An 18,838-nucleotide genomic window follows, 5' to 3' on the forward strand; every position below is an offset into this window, starting at 1 on the left:
TACGGTTACAGACCCAGCTCGCGGGCGATGAGCATCAACTGGACTTCAGTGGTGCCTTCCCCGACTTCAAGAATCTTGGAGTCGCGGTAATGGCGCGCCACTGTGAATTCGTTGATGAAGCCATAGCCACCGAACACCTGGGTGGCGTCCCGTGCGTTGTCCATGGCTGCCTCGCCTGCGACCATCTTAGCGATGGCCGCTTCAGTCTTGAACGGCTTGCCGGCCAGCATCCTCGCTGCTGCATCGTAATAGGCCAAACGAGCCGTATGGGCCCTGGCCTGCATCCTGGCGATCTTGAATTGGATGGCCTGGTACTTGCCGATGTTCTGGCCAAAGGCGCTGCGTTCCTTGGCATACTTCACCGAAAGGTCCACACAACCCTGTGCCGCGCCTGTGCCCAAGGCGGCAATGGCAATGCGGCCCTCGTCGAGGATGGACAGGAAGTTGGCATAGCCCCTGCCCCGCTGGCCCAGGAGGTTCGCTTCAGGAACCCGGACGTTGTCCAGGGTCAGTGGATGCGTGTCCGACGCGTTCCAGCCCACCTTGTTATAAGCCTTCTCTGCCTTGAAGCCCGCGGTTTCGGTGGGCACAAGAATGGTGGATATTTCTTTCTTGGCGCTGCCATCGGGGTTTTCCGTCTTACCGGTGACGGCAGTGACGGTCACCAACGTGGTGATGTCCGTGCCGGAGTTCGTGATGAACTCCTTATTGCCATTAATGACCCATTCGCCGTTCTCCACATGGGCGTGGGTCTTGGTACCACCTGCATCGGAACCGGCCTCACGCTCGGTCAACCCGAATCCCGCCAAGGATCGTCCGGATGCCAACTCCGGAAGCCAGCGCTCCTTCTGTTCCTGCGTGCCGAAACGGTACACCGGCATGGCGCCCAGGGACACACCGGCCTCAAGCGTGATTGCCACGGACTGGTCCACCCGGCCCAACTGTTCCAAGGCCAGCGCCAAGGCAAAGTAGTCCCCACCCATGCCACCAAACTCCTCCGGGAACGGCAGGCCGAACAGCCCCATCTCCCCCATCTGCTTGACCACTTCATAGGGGAAGCTGTGTTCTTCATCGTGCTTGGCAGATACGGGTGCCACCACTTCGTCGGCGAATTCGCGGACGGAATCACTGAGGTCCTGGTATTCCTCGTTCAGGTCAAAACTGCTCATGGCTGGACTTCCTTGTCTGTCTCTGCGGGCTTGTCTATCTCTACAGGCCCTTCAAAAGGGTCTGCTGCGTGAATAGTGGCGAGCACTTGGTCGGCTTTGACCAAGTCGCCCGGTTTGCTGGTGAGGTGCACGGTTCCGGAAACCGATGCCACCAGTTGGTGCTCCATTTTCATGGCTTCCACTGCCAGGAGCGGCTGCCCCTCTTGGACCATGTCTCCGTTGGCCACTGCCACCGAAACCACCGTTCCCGGCATCGGCGAGCGCACCTCCGGGTCTGCAGCACCTTCTTCGCGCTGGATGCCTGCCAGCATCCTCTGAAGACGTTCGGCGCGGTCCAGGACTTCCAGGCGGCAGGACCAGCCGTTGTTGCCAAGGTAGATCGCCCGGATTCCGTGCGCCTCGGCTGGTGGCAGCCCCACCGCATAGGTGACCCGACCGCCGTCGAACTCCAGGACGATGCCGTCCCCGGCCCGTTCCACGGCGTTGACTTTGGCCGAACGGCCCGCGTCAGGGCCGCCGTCGATGGCTGCCGAGAAGGTGCCGGAGTCCTCAGTCAAAGCAACGGTGGAGGTGCCGCCACCCGGCAGTCCGAACGTGGCACTCCAGGCGCCGCGGGCGCCAAGGCGCCAGGAATCAAGCGAGCTCCAGGCGTTGCCGGCATGGGCAGAAGCCCCAGAGTTTGCCTTCTTTTCGAGCCACAGCGTCAGGGCGGCGGCGATCAACTCGTTGGCGCCTGCGTGCCTGAATTCCATGGACGGCAGTTTGCGTTCGATCAGCCCCGTATCCAGGTGGCCGGCGCGGACGTCAGGATCATTGATCAGCAGCCGGAGATATTCCACATTCGTGTCCAAGCCCAGCAGGGTGTACCTGCCCAAGGCAGCGTCCAAGGTGTCCAGCGCAGCGGCGCGGTTTTCGCCCCAGGCGATGACCTTGGCCAGCATGGGATCGTAGTCGCCGGTGATCTCAAGGTCCTCGCGCATCGCGGAGTCGATCCGGACGTTCGCGTGGGAACGTTGCTCGCCGAGCACCTTGGGATCCGTCCCGCCATCCTCGGCCAGCGCCACGAGGCGCCCCATCGAGGGCATGAAGTTCCGCTCCGGCACTTCGGCATAGACGCGCGCCTCTACGGCGTGGCCTTCAAGAACGACGTCGGACTGCGCAACGGTGAGTACCTCACCGGCGGCGATCCGCACCTGCCATTCAACGAGGTCCATCCCGGTGACCATTTCGGTGACGGGGTGTTCCACCTGCAAGCGCGTGTTCATCTCCATGAAGAAGAACTCATCGGGATGTTCGTCGGACACCAGGAATTCCACCGTGCCGGCGCCGCTGTATTTGACCGAACGTGCTGCGTTGCAGGCTGCCTCTCCAATGCGGGCCCGTTCGGCAGGGCCGTCCGCCAGCGACTCAAAGAGTGCTGAAGGAGCTTCCTCAATAACTTTCTGATGGCGGCGTTGGAGGGAACATTCGCGCTCGCCCAGGTGGATGACGTTGCCATGGTTGTCCGCGAGGACCTGGACCTCGATGTGGCGGGGTGCCTTGATGAGCCGTTCCAGGAACAGCGTGTCATCCCCAAACGCCGAAGCTGCCACGCGCCGTGCGGTCTGCAGTGTGGCAGCCATGTCTTCGGGCCGCTCCACGATGTGCATCCCCTTGCCGCCGCCGCCTGCCGAGGGCTTGATGAGCAAAGGAAAGCCCACCGACGGCGCAGCGTCGATCAGTTCCTGATCAGTGAGGCCGGGTACCGCAATTCCGGGTACGCACGGGACGTCGTAGGCCATGACGTGATTCTTGGAACGAATCTTGTCTCCCATGACCTCGATTGCGTCAACGCCCGGTCCGATGAACGTGATCCCCGCCGCGTCAAGGGCTTTGGCGAACTCCACATTCTCGGACAGGAAGCCGTAGCCAGGATGGACTGCCACCGCACCGCTGCGGCGGCAGGCATCGATGATGGCGTCGATTTTCAAGTAGCTCTCCGAGGGCGCCGTCCCCCCGATTGCCACTGCGGTATCGGCAAGCGCCACGTGCTTGGCGTGCTTGTCCGCGTCCGAAAAGACGGCAATGGAGCGGATGCCCATGTCCCGGAGGGTTCGGATCACGCGGCAAGCGATCTCACCACGGTTGGCAACGAGGACGGCGCTGAAGGGACGGGACGCCACGGTGGCGGCTGATGCTGTGGTGGTTGGCAGAGTCATGGTCACATCCTGAAGAGGCCGAAGGAGGTCTCGGGCAGTTGCTGGCGGGAGATGACGTCCAAAGCCATGCCCAGGACCTGTCGGGTGTCTGCGGGATCGATGATGCCGTCATCCCAAAGCCGGGCGGTGGAGTAATAGGGGCTGCCTTGTTCCTCGTACTGCTCCTTAATGGGAGCTTTGAAGGCCTCCTCTTCCTCGGCGGACCATTCCTGGCCAGCGGCCTCGTACTGGTCCCGTTTGACCGTTGCAAGGACACTGGATGCCTGGTTTCCACCCATCACCGAAATACGGGCAGCGGGCCACATCCACAGGAAACGCGGCGAGTAGGCCCGCCCGCACATAGAGTAGTTTCCAGCGCCGAAGGAGCCGCCGATGACAACTGTCAGCTTGGGGACCCTCGCCGTTGCGACGGCGGTGACCATCTTTGCGCCGTTCTTGGCAATGCCGCCTTGCTCGTAGTCTTTGCCCACCATGAAACCGGAGAGGTTCTGCAGGAAGATCAGCGGGATCCCGCGCTGATCGCAGAGTTCGATGAAGTGGGCGCCCTTGAGCGAGGACTCACTGAACAGGACCCCGTTGTTGGCCACGATGCCAACGGGGTGTCCATGGAGATGAGCGAATCCAGTCACCAGCGTGGTGCCGTAGTTCTTCTTGAACTCATGGAATTGGGATCCGTCCACGAGCCGGGCGATTACTTCGCGGACATCGTACTGGGCGTTGACGTCTGTGGGGACCACGCCATAAATCCCGGAAGGGTCGACGACGGGCGGCAGGACGACGTCGAGCACGTCCCACGCCGGCGCGGCCGGCTTGGGCAACGTGCCGACGATGTCCCGGACGATCTCCAGCGCATGCTGGTCGTTCTCGGCCAGGTGGTCCGTAACTCCGGAAATCCTGGAGTGCACCTCGCCGCCACCCAGTTCTTCAGCGGTGACAATCTCGCCAATCGCTGCCTTCACCAATGGCGGACCCCCGAGGAAGATGGTGCCCTGGTTGCGGACGATCACTGTTTCGTCACTCATGGCCGGCACATATGCTCCGCCGGCTGTGCACGAACCCATCACCGAGGCGATTTGCGGAATTTTCGCCGCCGACATGCGCGCTTGGTTGTAGAAGATCCGGCCAAAGTGCTCTTTGTCGGGGAAAACCTCATCCTGCTTGGGCAGGAACGCTCCCCCGGAATCCACAAGGTAGATACACGGAAGCCTGTTTTCCAAGGCGATTTCCTGGGCCCTGAGGTGCTTCTTGACCGTCATGGGGTAATACGTGCCGCCTTTGACCGTGGCATCGTTGGAAATCACCAGGACGTGCCGGCCATGGACCAACCCAATACCGGCAATCACTCCTGCGCCCGGCGAATCATCGTTGTACATGCCATGTGCGGCCAGGGGCGCTATCTCCAGGAAGGGGCTGCCCTCGTCCAGGAGGTAGTCAATTCGCTCCCGGGGTAATAGTTTGCCTCGGGCAACATGACGCTCCCTGGACTTCGCTGGTCCCCCGAGGGCTGCAGCGGCAAGACGTTCCTTCAGTTCCCCTACGAGGGCCAGCTGTGCTTCCTGATTGGCTTCAAAGGTGCCGCTGTTGGGTCCTGCCAAGCCGGCAATTGTCTCCATTGACCACTGTTCCATTCCCGACCACCAGGCCATTTCGGTTAGTGCCACGTAACTGAAATTTAGGTTAGTCTTTATTAACTGTGATGTCCAGCACAGTGGGACCCGCGCAAACCCACATCTCTGGCAGTGGCACCAAGGAGGAGAACGTGACCGGAGGCCCGGAAACAGGCACAGTCCGCAGCCCAGCCGCAGCAACACAGCGAGGCCAAGCCAAGGAACTCCGCAGGCTGGCATTGCTTTCAGCGGCCGCGGGACTCTTTGCAGAAAATGGCTTCACCCGGGTTTCGCTTGAAGATCTTGGTGCTGCCGCAGGCGTCAGCGGGCCTGCCGTTTACCGGCACTTCCCCGGCAAGCAGGCTGTCCTCGGCGAGCTTCTCCTCAGCGTCAGCCGCGACCTGCTCGACGGCGGCCTCCGCGTGGTCGCGGAAGCGGAGAACCCCATGGACGCGCTGAAGGGCTTGATCCAGTTCCAGGTGGACTTTGCGCTGAGCAACCCGGACGTCATACGCGTTCAGGACCGCGACTTCGGCAGCCTCAGCAGCACGGACCAAGCCGAAGTCCGGTCCTTGCAACGCGCCTACGTTGAAACCTGGGTGGACGTCCTGGCACGCATCCACTCCAACGCGGATGTCGCCGGCCTCCGCGTCCGGGCACATGCAGCCTTTGGCCTGATCAATTCCACGCCTCACTCCGTCCGCCATCACGGACGGAAGATCGCCGTGAAGTCGGCCAGGCCGATCCTGGAACAGATGGCTTTGGCCGCTCTGACGTCAGCCTGACTGTGGCAACAACGGCGGGCCCGGCACCGCACCCGACGGCAGCACCGGCACCAGCACCAGCACCAGCACCAGCACCAGCCGAGACGATGGCACCGGAACAGCACTCCACCCCAGACCCGAACACAGGTCAGGCGGACCGGATCTGGACCGTCGCACGCGGGCCCAGAAACTCCTCAACGGCCTCGTCGGAGTCTGTGCCGTCGCGATGACCACCGGGAAACTGCCCTCCAACGGCGGACTCCGACCCCAACTCACCTTCACCATCGACGAACGCGACCTCTTCGAACGACTCACCGACGACCAACGACTCAGCACCGGCGCAGCCACCACCCGGACCACTGGACCTGACGCGCACCACCCCCGGCTCAGCTCCGGTACCGCCACCTTCGTCGGGCCGATGCACCCCAACACCATCCGCAAAATCGCCTGCGACGCGGACATCCTCCCCGTCCTGCTCGGCAGCGACTCCCGCGTCCTGGACATCGGCCGAACCACCCGGATCTTCCCACCCCACATCCGCAAAGCCATCACCACCCGCGACGGCGGCTGCGCCTTCCCCGACTGCACCATGCCCGCCCCCTGGTGCGAAGCCCACCACATCACCTACTGCTCACACGGCGGCACCACCTCCACCGACAACGGCACCCTGCTCTGCAGCCACCACCACCACCTCATCCACAAAGAACAATGGCGGATCGACATGACCACCGGCGTGCCCTGGTTCACCCCACCACCACACATCGACCCCCACCAAACACCACGACGCAACCACCACCACACACCCCTCCGAACATAAGAGTGCCCGACAACGATGCCGGGTACGGCCCGCGGCCAGGGCGGTGCCCCGGGTATGCGGAAGGGTGCCGGATGCTCATGGATGCCGGATGCGTGCGCTCGTATGTTCTTGGGCCGTTCCAGTATTCCTAGGACTCACAGTGCCAGTTTCAGGGGCTGCGCGGGGCGGAAGTGGAGCCTAGGCTGAAGCTCGAACCCATACTGAATCCATAAAGCAACAGGGTTGGTACCAGCCACTATCGAGGAGCGCACCATGAGGATTGCCGTAACCGGCGGAAGCGGAAAACTGGGCAGGAGCGTGGTCCGCCGGCTGACGCAGGATGGCCATCACGTGCTCAACATTGACCGCGCAGGCAAGAAGGCCCGCGGCTACGTAAACGTGGACCTCCGCAATTATGGACAGGTCCTGGATGTCATCCTCGGCTTGGACGACCAACACAGCGGCTTGGACGCGATCGTCCATTTGGCCGCCATCCCCGCACCGGGGTTGGCTCCGGACGCCGCCATTTTTGAAAACAATATGCTCTCCACCTACAACGTCTTCCAGGCAGCACGGAGAGCAGGCATCAAGAAGGTGGTCTATGCCTCCAGCGAGACGGTCTTGGGACTCCCCTTCGATATCGACCCTCCCTACATTCCCGTGGATGAGGAGTATGCGGCGAGGCCGGAAAGCACCTACTCCCTGGTGAAGCACCTGGAGGAGCAGATGGCCATCCAGCTCACGCGCTGGGACCCAGCTCTAAGCATCACCGCGCTCAGGTTCTCCAACGTGATGGACCCCGAAGACTACGACGCATTCCCGTCCTTTGACTCGGACGCCACCCTGCGCAAGTGGAATCTTTGGGGCTATATCGATGCCCGCGACGGCGCCCAAGCCGTTGTCCGCACCTTGGAGAAAGGAGCCCCCGGTTTCGAGACCTTCATCATCGCCGCTTCTGACACCGTGATGAGCCGAAGCAGCGCCGGGCTTGCCGCGGAAGTCTTTCCCGGCGTCGAGGTTGTCAAGGAACTGGGCCAGCACGAAACGATGCTGTCCATCGACAAAGCCCGCAGGCTCCTGGGCTTCGAGCCGGAACACAGCTGGCGCGATGTCCACTCCAATCGGACCACGCCCACAGAAGACTGAACGCGCGACGACCCACCCCTTAGCCGCAGTTTCCTGCAAGCACTCGTAAAGGGGTGGGCCGGCGCAGCTTCCTACGTTCGTGAAGCTAGACCATAGTCAACACCATGGCGGGATCGGACAGGATAGCGCCGAGGTCCGCCAGGAAGCGTGAACCCTGTTCCCCATCCACCAAGCGGTGGTCGAAGGACAAGCTCAGGGACATCACTTGCCGCACGGCGATCTCATCATCGACCACCCACGGCGCCTTCCGCACAGCACCCAAGGCCACGATGGCAGCCTCGCCCGGATTGAGGATGGGCGTTCCGGCGTCGATCCCAAATACTCCGATGTTGGTGATGGAGATGGTGCCGCCTGAAAGATCTGACGGAGACGTCTTGCCGGCACGTGCAGTGTCTGTGAGTTCCGACAACGCTGTGGCAAGTTCCCGCAGGGTCAGGCGGTCGGCATCCTTAATGTTGGGTACCGTCAGGCCCCGGGGCGTAGCAGCCGCGATGCCAAGGTTGACGTAGTTGAACTGGATGATCTCCTGGCGTGCCTCGTCCCACCGCGAGTTCAACGTTGGGTTGTTCCGTAGCGCTATCAGGACCGCCTTGGCCGCAATGGTGAGCGGAGTGAGCTTATAGCCCTCAAACGCTTTGCTGGCCCGAAGCCGCGCCAGCAATTCCATGGTCGCAGTGACATCGATCGTCAGGAATTCCGTCACATGCGGCGCGGTGAATGCGCTCTGCACCATCGCGGCCGCAGTGAATTTACGGACACCCTTGATAGGTGTACGCGTTTCACGCTCGCCGGTCGCTGCCGGTCCTGTTGGTACTGCGCTTGTGGCTTCCGCCCCACCCGTGAAGTTCTGGACGTCTTCCCGCGTGATGAGTCCCCCTGGACCGGTGCCGGGAACCAGCTGCAGGTCAACCCCAAGATCGCGCGCCAGCTTACGGACCGGCGGTGTGGAACGTGGACGCTCAGCCGTGGCTGCGTCAGGGTGAGGGGTTGACTCCTGCGGCACTTCCATGGGGCGAGCCTGCGGCGTTTCGGCTTGGGCAGTTTCGGCTTGGGCGGTTCGGACGTTGGCACGGACCCGGCGCGTCGGCCGTCCGGTGTGCTCGACGACGGCGCCATACCCCACCAGGTTCGGCTCACGTTTGGCGGGACTTGAGGATGCCCCACTCGCCTCGACTGGCTGCGGCCCGCCGTTCGATCCAGACCCGCCGTTTGGTCCAGATCCCCCGTTTGATGCAGTTTCGCCAGTGGACTCCGGTTCGCCGGCAGCCTGATGTCCAGCGGCAGGTCCGTTGCCCCCGTTGGAGGCTCCGGCGTCGTCCACTTCGAAGGAGACGATCGGTTTGCCGACCTCCACCACGGAACCGGGCTGCTCATGCAGGGCCGCTACGACGCCGGCGAAAGGCGACGGCAGCTCGACGACGGCCTTGGCCGTCTCAACCTCGGCGATGACCTGATTGAGGGTGACAGTGTCCCCCACTGCGACCTTCCAGCTCAGGATTTCCGACTCGGTCAGGCCTTCGCCAAGGTCCGGCAGCCTGAATTCCTTGATCATGGTGGCGGTCATCCTTCCAGTCCACTCAGGGAGTTGGGGCGGCCCAACGTGCGGTCCACGCCATCCAGAATCCTGTCCAGGTCCGGCAAATGGTGCATTTCAAGCTTCGAGTAGGGATACGGAACATCGAAGCCGGTAATCCGCACAGGTGCGGACTCCAGGTAGTTGAAGCAGCGTTCAGTAATGCTGGCCGCAATCTCCGCTCCGAGGCCACCGGATTGTCCGGCCTCGTGCGTGATGACCAGCCGGCCCGTCTTGCGCACGGATGCTTCCACCACCGGGTAGTCAACGGGAGCCAACGAGCGCAGGTCGATGACTTCCACGGAGACTCCTTCATCAGCGGCAGCCTGTGCCGCATCCTTGGCGGTCTTTACCAGAGGGCCGTAAGCCACCAGGGTGACGTCCGAACCGGCGTTGACCACAGCTGCCTTGTCCAATGGCATCGCTTTGGAGAGGTCGATGGACTCATCGACGTCACCTTTGTCGTGGTAGCGGCGCTTGGGTTCGAAATAGAGAACAGGATCATCCGAGGCAATGGCCTGCTGGATCATGGTGTAGGCGTCCTGCGGGTTGGACACCGCCACCACACGAAGCCCTGAAGTGTGAGTGAAATAAGCTTCCGGCGATTCCGAGTGGTGCTCCGGCGAGCCAATGCCGCCACCGAAAGGAACGCGGATGGTGATGGGCATCTTGACCCGCCCCTGCGTCCGATAGTGCATCTTGGCCACCTGGCTGACGATCTGATCGAAAGCAGGATAAATGAAGCCGTCGAACTGGATCTCGCACACTGGCCGGTAGCCCCGGTAGGCCAGGCCCACGGCGGTTCCGATGATGCCGGACTCGGCCAGGGGCGTGTCAATCACACGGTGCTTTCCAAAGTCCTTCTGGAGTCCGTCGGTGACTCGGAAGACACCACCGAGGGAACCAATATCCTCGCCCATGAGGATGACTTTGGGATCGTTTTCCAGGGACTTGCGGAGGCCGGCGTTGATAGCCCGGGCAAATGTGAGCTTGGACATCAGAGTGCACCTTCCTCGACGGGCTGGCTGAAACTGTTCAGGTAGCGCGAATAGTGATCCTTCTGGCGTTCAATCCAGGAATTGGGTGTGCTGTAGACGTGGTTAAAGACGTCCAACGGTTGCGGATCGGGCATGTTGACGCAACTGGTACGGAGCTCGGCTGCGACGGCGTCGGCCTTGGCTTTGACTCTGCCTTCCAGTTCTTCGGTGAGCAGGCCTTTGGCGTCAAGCAGCCTCCGCAGACGGAGAATAGGATCCTTGGCAGCCCAGTCCTCCAGCTCATTCGGGTCCCGGTATCGCGTGGGATCATCGGCAGTAGTATGCGGGCCCATGCGGTAGGTGACTGCTTCGATAAAGGTTGGGCCGCCGCCGCTGCGGGCACGGTCCAAAGCCCAGCGGGTAGCGGCCATGACGGCGAGGACATCATTTCCGTCAACGCGCAGGCTGGGGATGCCGAACCCTGTTGGCCTGTCGGCCAATTGAACGTGGGACTGCACGCGCACAGGTTCGGAAATGGCCCAATGGTTGTTCTGGCAGAAAAAGACCACGGGAGCCTGGAAACTGGCCGCAAACACCATGGCCTCGCTCACGTCGCCTTCGCTCGTGGCGCCATCCCCGAAGTAAGCAAGGACCGCCGTGCTGGCGCCGTCCAGTTGGACGCCCATGGCGTAACCCGTGGCGTGGAGGCTCTGGGAACCAATGATGATTTGGGGTGTCGCCATGTTGATCCGCTTTGGATCCCACGAGTAGAGGGCATTTCCGCGCCAAACCTGGGCGATCTCCGAGACATGGGCTCCACGGATGTACGCGACGCCGCTTTCACGGTAGCTGGGGAAAACAAAGTCGTCGTCGCGCAAGGAACGGCTTGAACCGATTTGGGCTGCTTCCTGTCCCAGCAGCGGCGGCCAGAGGGCCAGTTCGCCCTGCCGCTGGAGGGCTGTGGCTTCCGTATCGATGCGGCGGATGACTGTCATGTCCTCAAACAAGGAGCCCAACTGCTCATCGCCGATGTCCTTGATCCAGAGATCAAATTCCGGGTGGCTGATCCGTTCGCCTTCCGGCGACACCAGCTGGAGGAGGTTGCCCCCCGTCCGCAAAGGATTTTGTGCACTTTGTCCGGGGCGCGGAGCGTCATTTTGCACTCCCTTGCCCGCCTTATCCGTCAACACAGGTGATCGCAACCTTCCGGCTAGGTTTTGCCGGCCCTGCTGGACTTGTGATCCAAGCGCAGACCGACCCCCTGGCTCCTTCGCCAGCGTTAATTGTGACCCTACTCACAAGACGCATCGGGTACAACTACCGTTGAAAAACTTGAGCATTCTGCCATGTTGGGAGAGGCCAGGCCGTGCTAATCTTGCGCATTATGCAACCTTTGGATGGCACTGACACCCGGCTCCTTTCAGCGATGGCAAAGGATCCCAGAGGGACCGTTGTGGCCCTTGCCCAGAGACTTGGCTTGTCACGCAATACTGTCCAGGCACGCATGGCCCAGCTCGAGAAGAAGCATGCTTTTCTCTCCTTTGAGCGGCGTATCAATCCAGTTGCCCTCGGCTACCCCCTCACGGCGTTCATCACCGTGCATGTCCAGCAACAGAAACTCGCCTCGCTCGCGAAGGACCTTGCGGACATCCCGGAAATCCTTGAAGGTTTCGGGCTGACCGGATCAGCCGACTTGCTCTTGCGGGTGGTGGCGCTGGACGCCGAAGACCTCTACCGAATCAACGGCAAGATCCTCGCCTGCGACGGCGTTGACCGCACCGACACTGCCCTGGCCATGCGGGAAATGATTCCGTACCGGGTGCAACCCCTGCTGGGTCGGCGCTCTGAAGGCTGAACCCCCACTTTCACCTGCCGTTATTACCCTTGTGGCCCTTGCCTGTGGAACTGTGAATGCGATTTGATTCAGATGGACGCATCGGGGGCCGGCCAGCGGTTTCCGGCTACGTGGTGGCGCTGCCGCAGGCTGCCGAAAGGGGCACTACAGTGAGCAACCCGCAAGAACCGAATGGTCGCGACGGAACCCAACACAGCGGAAGCGAATACGGCCAGAACCCACCACCCGTCCCACCCGGCCCCGGGTACCCCCAACCGAACGGGACTCCACCCCAGTGGCAACAGCCGTCGTCGTCCCCGGGATCCCAAGGCCAGTACGCCCCGGGACAGTACCCACCGGACCAAGGCCAGTACGCCCCGGGACAGTACCCACCGGACCAAAACCCGTACCCGCAAGACCAGTACCCTCAGGGTCAGTACGCGCAAGGACAGTATGCGCCCGGCCAGTACCCGGGACAGTACGGCCAGCAATTTCCGCCGCCGGCCAAGAATAAGAAGGTGCTCTGGATTGTCCTGAGCATTGTGGCAGGAGTGATCGTCCTGGCCGTAGTGGGCGTCCTGGTGCTGGTGAACGTCGTGGGCGGCGCGACGTCAAAGGCGAGGTCCTTGGCTGACGAATTCACCAACCTGGTGGTTTCAGGGCAAACAGAGCAGGCCTACGACAACTACCTGCACCAGGCCTTGAAGGACGAACTGGATAAGCAGTCCTTCATCGACGGCATTGCCAGCTTGGAACTTGATGACTCATGCAAACCCAATTACAGCTCGGTGAGCGTGAACTCGAACAACGGCAATAATAAAGCGGACATCGCGGGAACCTTGCAGTGCAGTGGCAAGACCATCGATCTCAAGTACGTTTTCGAAGGGACCGACGACCTCAAAATGAGCAGCATCCGCCTCCGTCCATAACGGCGGAAAAAAATATCCCGGATTCCACCCATCCGCGTCAACGCATGGTCCGAATCACTGTTTGAGAGCCCCGTCCGGGGTTCCACAGGACGGCTGGGAAAGCCCCGGCCATCACCGGAAGGTTCGGACCAATGCGCACTTCGCCCAATCGCTTGATCGCCACCATCTTCGGAGCCGTGTACCTTTTGGTAGGCGTGCTCGGATTCTTCGTCACCGCGGGAACCGGGTTCTTCGCCACGGAAGGTGCCAACCTGATCATCTTCGCGGTGAACCCCCTGCACAACGTCATTCACTTGGCCATCGGTGCAGCCCTTCTTTATGCGGGCATGAACAGTGTCACGCTTTCCAAATCCGTCAACACGGCTGTGGGCGGCGTCTACCTGCTGGTGGGTATCCTCGGGCTGTTCCTCGTGGGAACTTCGCTGAACATCATCGCCCTGAACGGGGCAGATAACGTGCTGCACCTGGCCAGCGCTGTGGTGCTTCTGGGTGTGGCCCTGTCCCAGGACAAGGCCGTCGTCGTCTCAGCCCGCGCCTGACCACGGAAGCCCTGACCGCGAAACCATCGAGACCGAGGACAGTGCCATGGCAGTCAAACATCACCCCACGCTGAACGCCGCCGCGTTGTTGTTCGTCTACTTCGCTGCCATGGCCGGCGGAATGGTGGAGCTGTCCATTGCGTCCGGCTACCTCACAGAAGCTGGCGCGGCTGGCTTGGTGGTTCTCGGAGTGGTGGCTCTCGGAGCCGGCCTGGCCTTCCTGGCGTGGTCTTTGTGGGGGCTCCACCGGAACCTCCTTCTCTTCCGTCGGCTTGCCTTTCCCGCTCTGGCGGTTGCCGCCGCTGCCCACATCGCCGTCCTCGCAGGGGCTTTGGCGGCCAGTGAACGCTCGCTCGAAGTGAGCCATCTTGCCGCCCTGGGGCTAACGCTGATGGCACTTGGCGGAGGCGGTTGGCTGGGCCGTCAGCAAAAGACCAACGACGGCGGCGCCCACGGCCTGCCAAGGACCGGGCGGCTTCTGGCAGCCGCGTTCGGGGCCGCCGTCGTTGTTGCATCAGTGGCAACGCCGGGATTGGCCGCATCCATGGCCGGTCAACACGCCGTGCCCCACGGGGAACACGGCCAGGGCCACCTTGTAAGAACGCCTCCAGCACTGGTTCCAGGCGGCCATCACCAGAAGTAACAGTCCGGACCGGCGCACCATCAGCATTGCCCACTGTTGATGGTGCGCCCGGTTCGTGGATCATGGAGCCATGGATCCCGTTGAGGCGCTCGAAGAAATCTCCTTTTGGTTGGAACGTGGCCAAGCCCCCACCTTCAAGGTCCAGGCCTTCAGGAAAGCGGCCGACGCCGTTCGGCAGCTTCCGCCCGACGAGTTGGCCAGGCTCGTCCGGAACGGAAGAGTCACCAGCCTGAAAGGTGTTGGGGACCGAAGCGCGGAAGTCATCACCCAGGCTATGGAAGACAAGGTCCCCGATTATCTGGCCGACCTTCGCGAGCGTGGCGCGGAATCCTTGGCGTCCGGTGGCGACACCCTCAAGGCTGCGTTACGCGGTGACCTGCACAGCCACAGCAATTGGTCCGACGGCGGCTCACCGATTGAAACCATGGTAGCTGCCGCCAAAACCCTGGGCCGTGAATACCTTGCCCTCACTGACCACTCCCCCAACCTGACCATCGCCAACGGCCTCAGCGTTGAACGGCTTGAAAAACAGCTCGGCGTGGTGGAAGGGATCAACGCCGATCAGGACGGCTTCCGGTTGCTCAAAGGCATCGAAGTGGACATCCTGGAGGACGGGACACTGGACCAATCGCCGGAAATGCTGGATCGGCTGGACGTGGTGGTGGCCAGTGTCCACTCGAAGCTGCGCTCGGACAAGAAGACCATGACCAAGCGGATGCTTGGCGGGATCAGTGATCCACACACGAACGTCCTGGGGCATTGCACTGGCCGTCTGGTCCAAGGATCGCGCGGCACCCGGCCTGAGTCCGAATTCGATGCCATGAAGGTCTTTACAGAATGTGCCGAGTGGGGTGTCGCCGTCGAAATCAATTCACGGCCGGAGCGGCAGGACCCTCCGGACGCGCTGATCAAGATGGCGTTAGATGTCGGCTGCCTCTTCAGCATTGACAGTGATGCCCATGCCCCCGGTCAACTCGATTTCCTTCAGTACGGCGCCGAACGTGCCGAGGCACTTGGGGTGCCAAAGGAACGGATCGTCACCACATGGCCTTTGGAACAGTTGAAGGAATGGCTCAGCCTCAAGAAGTGATTTAGTGGTGCAGGCCTGAGGTGCAGGCCTTATGCCCGAGGGCTCCCCCCGCCGTTTGGCAGAAGGAGCCCCCGTGTTTGGCCCTGATTCTTGTTGAACTTTAGTGATCCACCGCTTTCTCTGCACCGATACCTGTCAGCGAGCGGACTTCCATCTCCGCTTGCTTGGCCGGATCCTCACGGCGCTTATCCACGACGGTCCCCAGCCAGCCCAGCAGGAAGGCGAGGGGGATCGATACGATGCCCGGGTTGCTCAGCGGGAAGAACGCGAAGTTGGCTCCCTGGATCATGGACGTCTTTGCACCGGAAACCACGGGGGAGAACGTGATGAGCAGGATGGCCGAGGCCAGGCCGCCATACATGCTCCATACGGCGCCCTGGGTGGTGAACTTCCGCCAGAACAACGAGTAGACGATGGTTGGCAGGTTGGCCGAAGCTGCCACTGCGAAGGCAAGAGCCACCAGGAAGGCGACGTTCTGGCCGTTGGCGAAGATACCACCCAGGATGGCCAGAATACCGATCACTACAACTGTGCGCCGGGCTACCTTCACCTCTGTGGTGGCGTCGGCTTTGCCCTTTGAGATGACATTGGCGTAGATGTCATGGGCAAAGGACGCTGCCGCGGTGATGGTCAGTCCGGCCACCACGGCCAGGATAGTTGCAAAAGCGACGGCGGATATGAAGCCGAGCAGCAGCGGCCCACCGAGGTGGAAGGCCAGCAGGGGTGCGGCAGAGTTGACGCCGCCCGGGGCCGACTTGATGGTGTCTGCTCCAACCAAAGCCGCTGCACCGTAACCCAGTACCAGCGTGAACAGGTAGAACAGCCCGATCAGCCAGATCGACCAGACCACCGATTTGCGTGCTTCCTTGGCGGTGGGAACCGTGTAGAAACGCATCAAAACATGTGGGAGGGCGGCCGTGCCAAGGACCAACGCCAAGCCCAGGGACATGAAATCAAGCTTGGACGTCTCCGTCTTGCCATACTGCAGGCCTGGGTTGAGAACGGCAGGGTTGTTGGCGGCCTCGGCCGCGGAACCGAGCAGGTTGGAGAGATTGAAGCCGTAGATCGCGAGCACCCAGGCAGTCATGACTGCAGCTCCTGCGATCAGCAGGATGGCTTTGATGATCTGCACCCACGTGGTGCCCTTCATGCCTCCGATGAGGACGTACATGATCATCAAGGCGCCGACGACGATGATCACCAAAGCTTGTCCGCCCCAGTCGCTGATGCCCAAGAGGAGCGAAATCAAGCTACCGGCTCCTGCCATTTGCGCGAGGAGGTAAAAGAAGCAAACCGCAAGGGTGGAGAGGGCAGCCGCGATGCGGACCGGCCGCTGGCGCAGCCTGAACGACAAGACATCGGCCATGGTGAACTTGCCGGTGTTGCGCAAGAGCTCGGCCACGAGGAGCAATGCCACCAACCAGGCGACGAGGAAGCCGATGGAGTAAAGGAACCCGTCATATCCGTTGATGGCAATGGCGCCAGTGATACCGAGGAACGAGGCGGCCGAAAGGTAGTCGCCGGCGATCGCTGTGCCGTTCTGTGAACCGGTGAACGAACGGCCTGCCGCATAGTAGTCCGCCGCGGTCTTGTTATTCCTGCTGGCCCGGAAGACGATCACCATGGTGACCGCCACGAAAAGGGCGAAAATGCCCATATTGAGCAGCGTCGTATCCTTCAATGCGGCGACGTTGACCGCGGGGACAACGGTGCTGATGTAGTTCGTGTTCATTTGGCTGCCCCGCGGATCACATTGCCGTCCTTATCGAACTGGTGGCCCTCGATCTCGTTGCGGATCTCGGCCGCGATGGGGTCCAGCTTCCTGTTGGAGTAGCTCACGTACCAAGCGGTGATGCCGAAAGTGGTGACAAATTGGAGCAGCCCGAGGATCAGGCCGACGTTGATGTTGCCCCAAACTTTGATGGACATGAAGCCGACGGCGTAGTCGGCCAAGAGAACGTACGCGAAATACCAAAGCAGGAACGCCACTGCCATCGGGAAGACAAAACTGCGGTGCCGCTTGCGCAGCGTCTTGAACCGTTCCGTCTGCTGGACTTCCTGGAAGTCCACGGACGCCGTTGCGTCTTGGGGTTGGGCCTCATTACCCATGGTTCCTCCTGATTGTGATGTGTCCACATCAGCTCCACACGCTTTGCCAATGTGACTGCAATCACTATCGAACGCGCCGTGCCAGCGGTTCCAGAGAACCAGCTGCCACCGTCGCCCAACGGTCAGGATGCTGCGCCGAACGGTGGGATGTGAGAGAACGTTGGGGAAAACCCGTGGGGATGTGAGAGAACGTTGGGGAAAACGGCGCAGGATGTGAGCGGGCATCCCGCTACGCTGGCTCTATGCCTGACTCCCCGCTCTTCACCGCAGCCGCGATCGCCGTGATCGTGCTGGCCGTCGCCGTCGTCGTGGGTGTTGGGCTGAAGGTGATCCGCTCCTTCCGGGACCTGGGCACGGATGCTGAACGGGCCACCTACAACACACTTCATGCTGCCTCGCGTGCGGGGCAGCATCTGCGTGGCGGACTTGAGGCCTCCGGTGCGGCCAAGGCGAGCAAGCAACTGCGAATGCTCCTCGGCTGCGATGCGTTGGCCATCACGGACACCGGTTCGGTCCTTGCCTGGGACGGGGTTGCGGAGGAGCTGCGGCCATCCCTCATGCGTCTCGCCGCGGAAGTGCTGGCGACGGGCCGGACTGCCGTGGTGCCCCACGCCGGGCATTCGGGGTCCGCAAAATCCGAGCACGGCCACCACGATTTCAGTGCCGTCATTGCCCCCATCCGTGCCGGCTCCAAAGTAGTCGGATCAGTGGCAGCACTGGCGCCTGCAGCTGGAGCCGGGCTGGTACGGGCCACCAGCGAAGTGGCTGACTGGATCGCTGCCCAGCTTGAGCTGGCTGAGTTGGAGGCTTCGCGGACCCTGCTGATGGAGGCCGAAGTCCGGGCTCTTCGTGCCCAGATCAGCCCGCACTTCATTTACAACTCCTTGAACGCGATCGCTTCCTTCATCAATACGGATCCTGCCCGGGCACGGGAGCTCGTGGTGGAGTTCGCCGACTTCACGAGGTACTCCTTCCGAAGGCACGGCGACTTCACCACCGTGGCCGAGGAACTGCGCTGCATCGACCGCTACCTCCTTCTGGAACGGGCCCGGTTCGGCGAGCGCGTGCAGGTCAGCCTTCGGATCGCACCCGAAGTGCTGAGCACGGTCATACCGTTCCTTAGCCTGCAACCGCTGGTGGAAAACGCGGTGAGGCACGGCCTTGAGGCGAAGGAAGGCCCCGGACACATCAGCATTTGTGCCAACGATTCGGGCGCGTTCGCCGAGGTCACTATCGAGGACGACGGCGTGGGGATGGACCCGGAGCACCTGCGGTCCGTGCTTGCCGGACATACAGACGGTGAGCACGTGGGTCTGCGTAACGTTGATGCCCGCTTGCGGCAGGTCTATGGGGACGAGCACGGCCTCGTCATTGAAACGGCCCCCGGCGAGGGGACGCTGATCACCATGCGGGTCCCCAAATCCCAGCCAGGACATGACGCCTGACACACGGGGCTAATCTTTA

The 18,838-nt window shown here is 61.9% G+C and carries 16 protein-coding genes and 1 pseudogene; 9 read left to right on the forward strand and 8 right to left on the reverse strand.

What is annotated here, in order from left to right; all coding sequences use genetic code 11:
- Positions 1-5: 5 nt before the first annotated feature.
- Genes ABIE18_RS04635 through ABIE18_RS04645 form a run of 3 tightly spaced genes read right to left on the reverse strand, consistent with a single transcriptional unit; the run spans position 6 to position 4,980 of the window.
- Positions 6-1,169, reverse strand: a complete 1,164-nt coding sequence (locus tag ABIE18_RS04635) for an acyl-CoA dehydrogenase family protein (protein WP_499721476.1) — start codon at positions 1,167-1,169, stop codon at positions 6-8.
- Positions 1,166-3,367, reverse strand: a complete 2,202-nt coding sequence (locus ABIE18_RS04640) for an acetyl/propionyl/methylcrotonyl-CoA carboxylase subunit alpha (RefSeq protein WP_499721478.1) — start codon at positions 3,365-3,367, stop codon at positions 1,166-1,168. Before ABIE18_RS04640 ends, ABIE18_RS04635 begins: the two co-directional genes overlap by 4 nt.
- A 2-nt stretch (positions 3,368-3,369) precedes the next feature.
- A complete protein-coding gene (locus tag ABIE18_RS04645) occupies positions 3,370-4,980 on the reverse strand; it encodes a carboxyl transferase domain-containing protein (RefSeq protein ID WP_499721479.1) in 1,611 nt (536 codons plus the stop codon).
- Between the two features lie 146 nt (positions 4,981-5,126).
- On the opposite strand from ABIE18_RS04645, the gene ABIE18_RS04650 reads away from it, so the two are divergent.
- From ABIE18_RS04650 to ABIE18_RS04660, 3 genes and pseudogenes are all read left to right on the forward strand, one after another.
- A complete protein-coding gene (locus tag ABIE18_RS04650) occupies positions 5,127-5,759 on the forward strand; it encodes an SACE_7040 family transcriptional regulator (protein ID WP_499721480.1) in 633 nt (210 codons plus the stop codon).
- Positions 5,760-5,889: 130 nt separating this feature from the next.
- Positions 5,890-6,555, forward strand: a pseudogene (locus ABIE18_RS04655) (HNH endonuclease signature motif containing protein); the annotation flags it as partial.
- 252 nt (positions 6,556-6,807) lie between these two features.
- Positions 6,808-7,680, forward strand: a complete 873-nt coding sequence (locus ABIE18_RS04660; protein ID WP_499721481.1) for an NAD-dependent epimerase/dehydratase family protein — start codon at positions 6,808-6,810, stop codon at positions 7,678-7,680.
- 85 nt (positions 7,681-7,765) lie between these two features.
- Here the strand turns inward: ABIE18_RS04660 and ABIE18_RS04665 are convergent, their stop codons facing one another.
- The 3 genes from ABIE18_RS04665 to pdhA are packed head-to-tail and all read right to left on the reverse strand — an operon-like array spanning position 7,766 to position 11,420.
- Complete coding sequence (locus ABIE18_RS04665; RefSeq protein WP_499721482.1) at positions 7,766-9,244, reverse strand: dihydrolipoamide acetyltransferase family protein; 1,479 nt, start codon at positions 9,242-9,244, stop codon at positions 7,766-7,768.
- Positions 9,241-10,251 carry an alpha-ketoacid dehydrogenase subunit beta gene (locus ABIE18_RS04670; RefSeq protein WP_477513642.1) on the reverse strand — a complete coding sequence of 337 codons (1,011 nt, stop codon included), beginning with the start codon at positions 10,249-10,251 and terminating at the stop codon, positions 9,241-9,243. The genes ABIE18_RS04665 and ABIE18_RS04670 overlap by 4 nt, the downstream gene beginning before the upstream one ends.
- Positions 10,251-11,420: a pyruvate dehydrogenase (acetyl-transferring) E1 component subunit alpha gene (gene pdhA, locus ABIE18_RS04675; protein ID WP_499721483.1), complete on the reverse strand. Its 1,170-nt coding sequence runs from the start codon at positions 11,418-11,420 to the stop codon at positions 10,251-10,253. The genes ABIE18_RS04670 and pdhA overlap by 1 nt, the downstream gene beginning before the upstream one ends.
- A 194-nt stretch (positions 11,421-11,614) precedes the next feature.
- Here pdhA and ABIE18_RS04680 point away from each other — a divergent pair, with 194 nt between their 5' ends.
- The 5 genes from ABIE18_RS04680 to ABIE18_RS04700 all read left to right on the forward strand — a co-directional run bounded on the left by ABIE18_RS04680 (position 11,615) and on the right by ABIE18_RS04700 (position 15,265).
- Positions 11,615-12,085: an Lrp/AsnC family transcriptional regulator gene (locus ABIE18_RS04680; protein ID WP_442006251.1), complete on the forward strand. Its 471-nt coding sequence runs from the start codon at positions 11,615-11,617 to the stop codon at positions 12,083-12,085.
- Between the two features lie 56 nt (positions 12,086-12,141).
- Entirely contained in the window at positions 12,142-12,993 is an 852-nt protein-coding gene (locus ABIE18_RS04685; RefSeq protein WP_499721485.1) for a hypothetical protein, read from the forward strand.
- 131 nt (positions 12,994-13,124) lie between these two features.
- On the forward strand, positions 13,125-13,532 hold the full coding sequence (locus ABIE18_RS04690) for a DUF4383 domain-containing protein (RefSeq protein ID WP_499721486.1): 408 nt from the start codon (positions 13,125-13,127) through the stop codon (positions 13,530-13,532).
- Between the two features lie 46 nt (positions 13,533-13,578).
- A complete protein-coding gene (locus ABIE18_RS04695; protein ID WP_499721487.1) occupies positions 13,579-14,175 on the forward strand; it encodes a hypothetical protein in 597 nt (198 codons plus the stop codon).
- A 70-nt stretch (positions 14,176-14,245) separates the two neighbouring features.
- Positions 14,246-15,265, forward strand: a complete 1,020-nt coding sequence (locus ABIE18_RS04700) for a PHP domain-containing protein (protein WP_499721488.1) — start codon at positions 14,246-14,248, stop codon at positions 15,263-15,265.
- A 100-nt stretch (positions 15,266-15,365) separates the two neighbouring features.
- Here the strand turns inward: ABIE18_RS04700 and ABIE18_RS04705 are convergent, their stop codons facing one another.
- Positions 15,366-16,997: a monocarboxylic acid transporter gene (locus ABIE18_RS04705; protein ID WP_499721489.1), complete on the reverse strand. Its 1,632-nt coding sequence runs from the start codon at positions 16,995-16,997 to the stop codon at positions 15,366-15,368.
- Positions 16,994-17,374 (reverse strand): DUF485 domain-containing protein, encoded by a 381-nt coding sequence (locus tag ABIE18_RS04710; RefSeq protein WP_477522807.1) that lies wholly within the window; start codon positions 17,372-17,374, stop codon positions 16,994-16,996. The genes ABIE18_RS04705 and ABIE18_RS04710 overlap by 4 nt, the downstream gene beginning before the upstream one ends.
- 242 nt (positions 17,375-17,616) lie before the next feature.
- Between ABIE18_RS04710 and ABIE18_RS04715 the strand changes: the two genes are divergently transcribed.
- Positions 17,617-18,819, forward strand: a complete 1,203-nt coding sequence (locus ABIE18_RS04715; protein ID WP_499721491.1) for a sensor histidine kinase — start codon at positions 17,617-17,619, stop codon at positions 18,817-18,819.
- Positions 18,820-18,838 lie beyond the last annotated feature (19 nt).

Origin of the sequence: Arthrobacter sp. 2762, from assembly GCF_040548745.1 — a bacterium.
In the GTDB taxonomy this organism is placed as follows: Bacteria; Actinomycetota; Actinomycetes; order Actinomycetales; family Micrococcaceae; genus Arthrobacter.

What these genes read in the sequence shown, in the direction of transcription:
- ABIE18_RS04640 (WP_499721478.1), bottom strand. Translation starts at nt 3,367, where the DNA reads ATGACTCTGCCAACCACCACAGCATCAGCCGCCACCGTGGCGTCCCGT.
- ABIE18_RS04695 (WP_499721487.1), top strand. Translation starts at nt 13,579, where the DNA reads ATGGCAGTCAAACATCACCCCACGCTGAACGCCGCCGCGTTGTTGTTC.
- ABIE18_RS04700 (WP_499721488.1), top strand. Translation starts at nt 14,246, where the DNA reads ATGGATCCCGTTGAGGCGCTCGAAGAAATCTCCTTTTGGTTGGAACGT.
- ABIE18_RS04665 (WP_499721482.1), bottom strand. Translation starts at nt 9,244, where the DNA reads ATGACCGCCACCATGATCAAGGAATTCAGGCTGCCGGACCTTGGCGAA.
- ABIE18_RS04705 (WP_499721489.1), bottom strand. Translation starts at nt 16,997, where the DNA reads ATGAACACGAACTACATCAGCACCGTTGTCCCCGCGGTCAACGTCGCC.
- ABIE18_RS04645 (WP_499721479.1), bottom strand. Translation starts at nt 4,980, where the DNA reads ATGGAGACAATTGCCGGCTTGGCAGGACCCAACAGCGGCACCTTTGAA.
- ABIE18_RS04680 (WP_442006251.1), top strand. Translation starts at nt 11,615, where the DNA reads ATGCAACCTTTGGATGGCACTGACACCCGGCTCCTTTCAGCGATGGCA.
- ABIE18_RS04690 (WP_499721486.1), top strand. Translation starts at nt 13,125, where the DNA reads ATGCGCACTTCGCCCAATCGCTTGATCGCCACCATCTTCGGAGCCGTG.
- ABIE18_RS04710 (WP_477522807.1), bottom strand. Translation starts at nt 17,374, where the DNA reads ATGGGTAATGAGGCCCAACCCCAAGACGCAACGGCGTCCGTGGACTTC.
- ABIE18_RS04660 (WP_499721481.1), top strand. Translation starts at nt 6,808, where the DNA reads ATGAGGATTGCCGTAACCGGCGGAAGCGGAAAACTGGGCAGGAGCGTG.
- ABIE18_RS04670 (WP_477513642.1), bottom strand. Translation starts at nt 10,251, where the DNA reads ATGTCCAAGCTCACATTTGCCCGGGCTATCAACGCCGGCCTCCGCAAG.
- ABIE18_RS04715 (WP_499721491.1), top strand. Translation starts at nt 17,617, where the DNA reads ATGCCTGACTCCCCGCTCTTCACCGCAGCCGCGATCGCCGTGATCGTG.
- ABIE18_RS04685 (WP_499721485.1), top strand. Translation starts at nt 12,142, where the DNA reads ATGCGATTTGATTCAGATGGACGCATCGGGGGCCGGCCAGCGGTTTCC.
- ABIE18_RS04635 (WP_499721476.1), bottom strand. Translation starts at nt 1,169, where the DNA reads ATGAGCAGTTTTGACCTGAACGAGGAATACCAGGACCTCAGTGATTCC.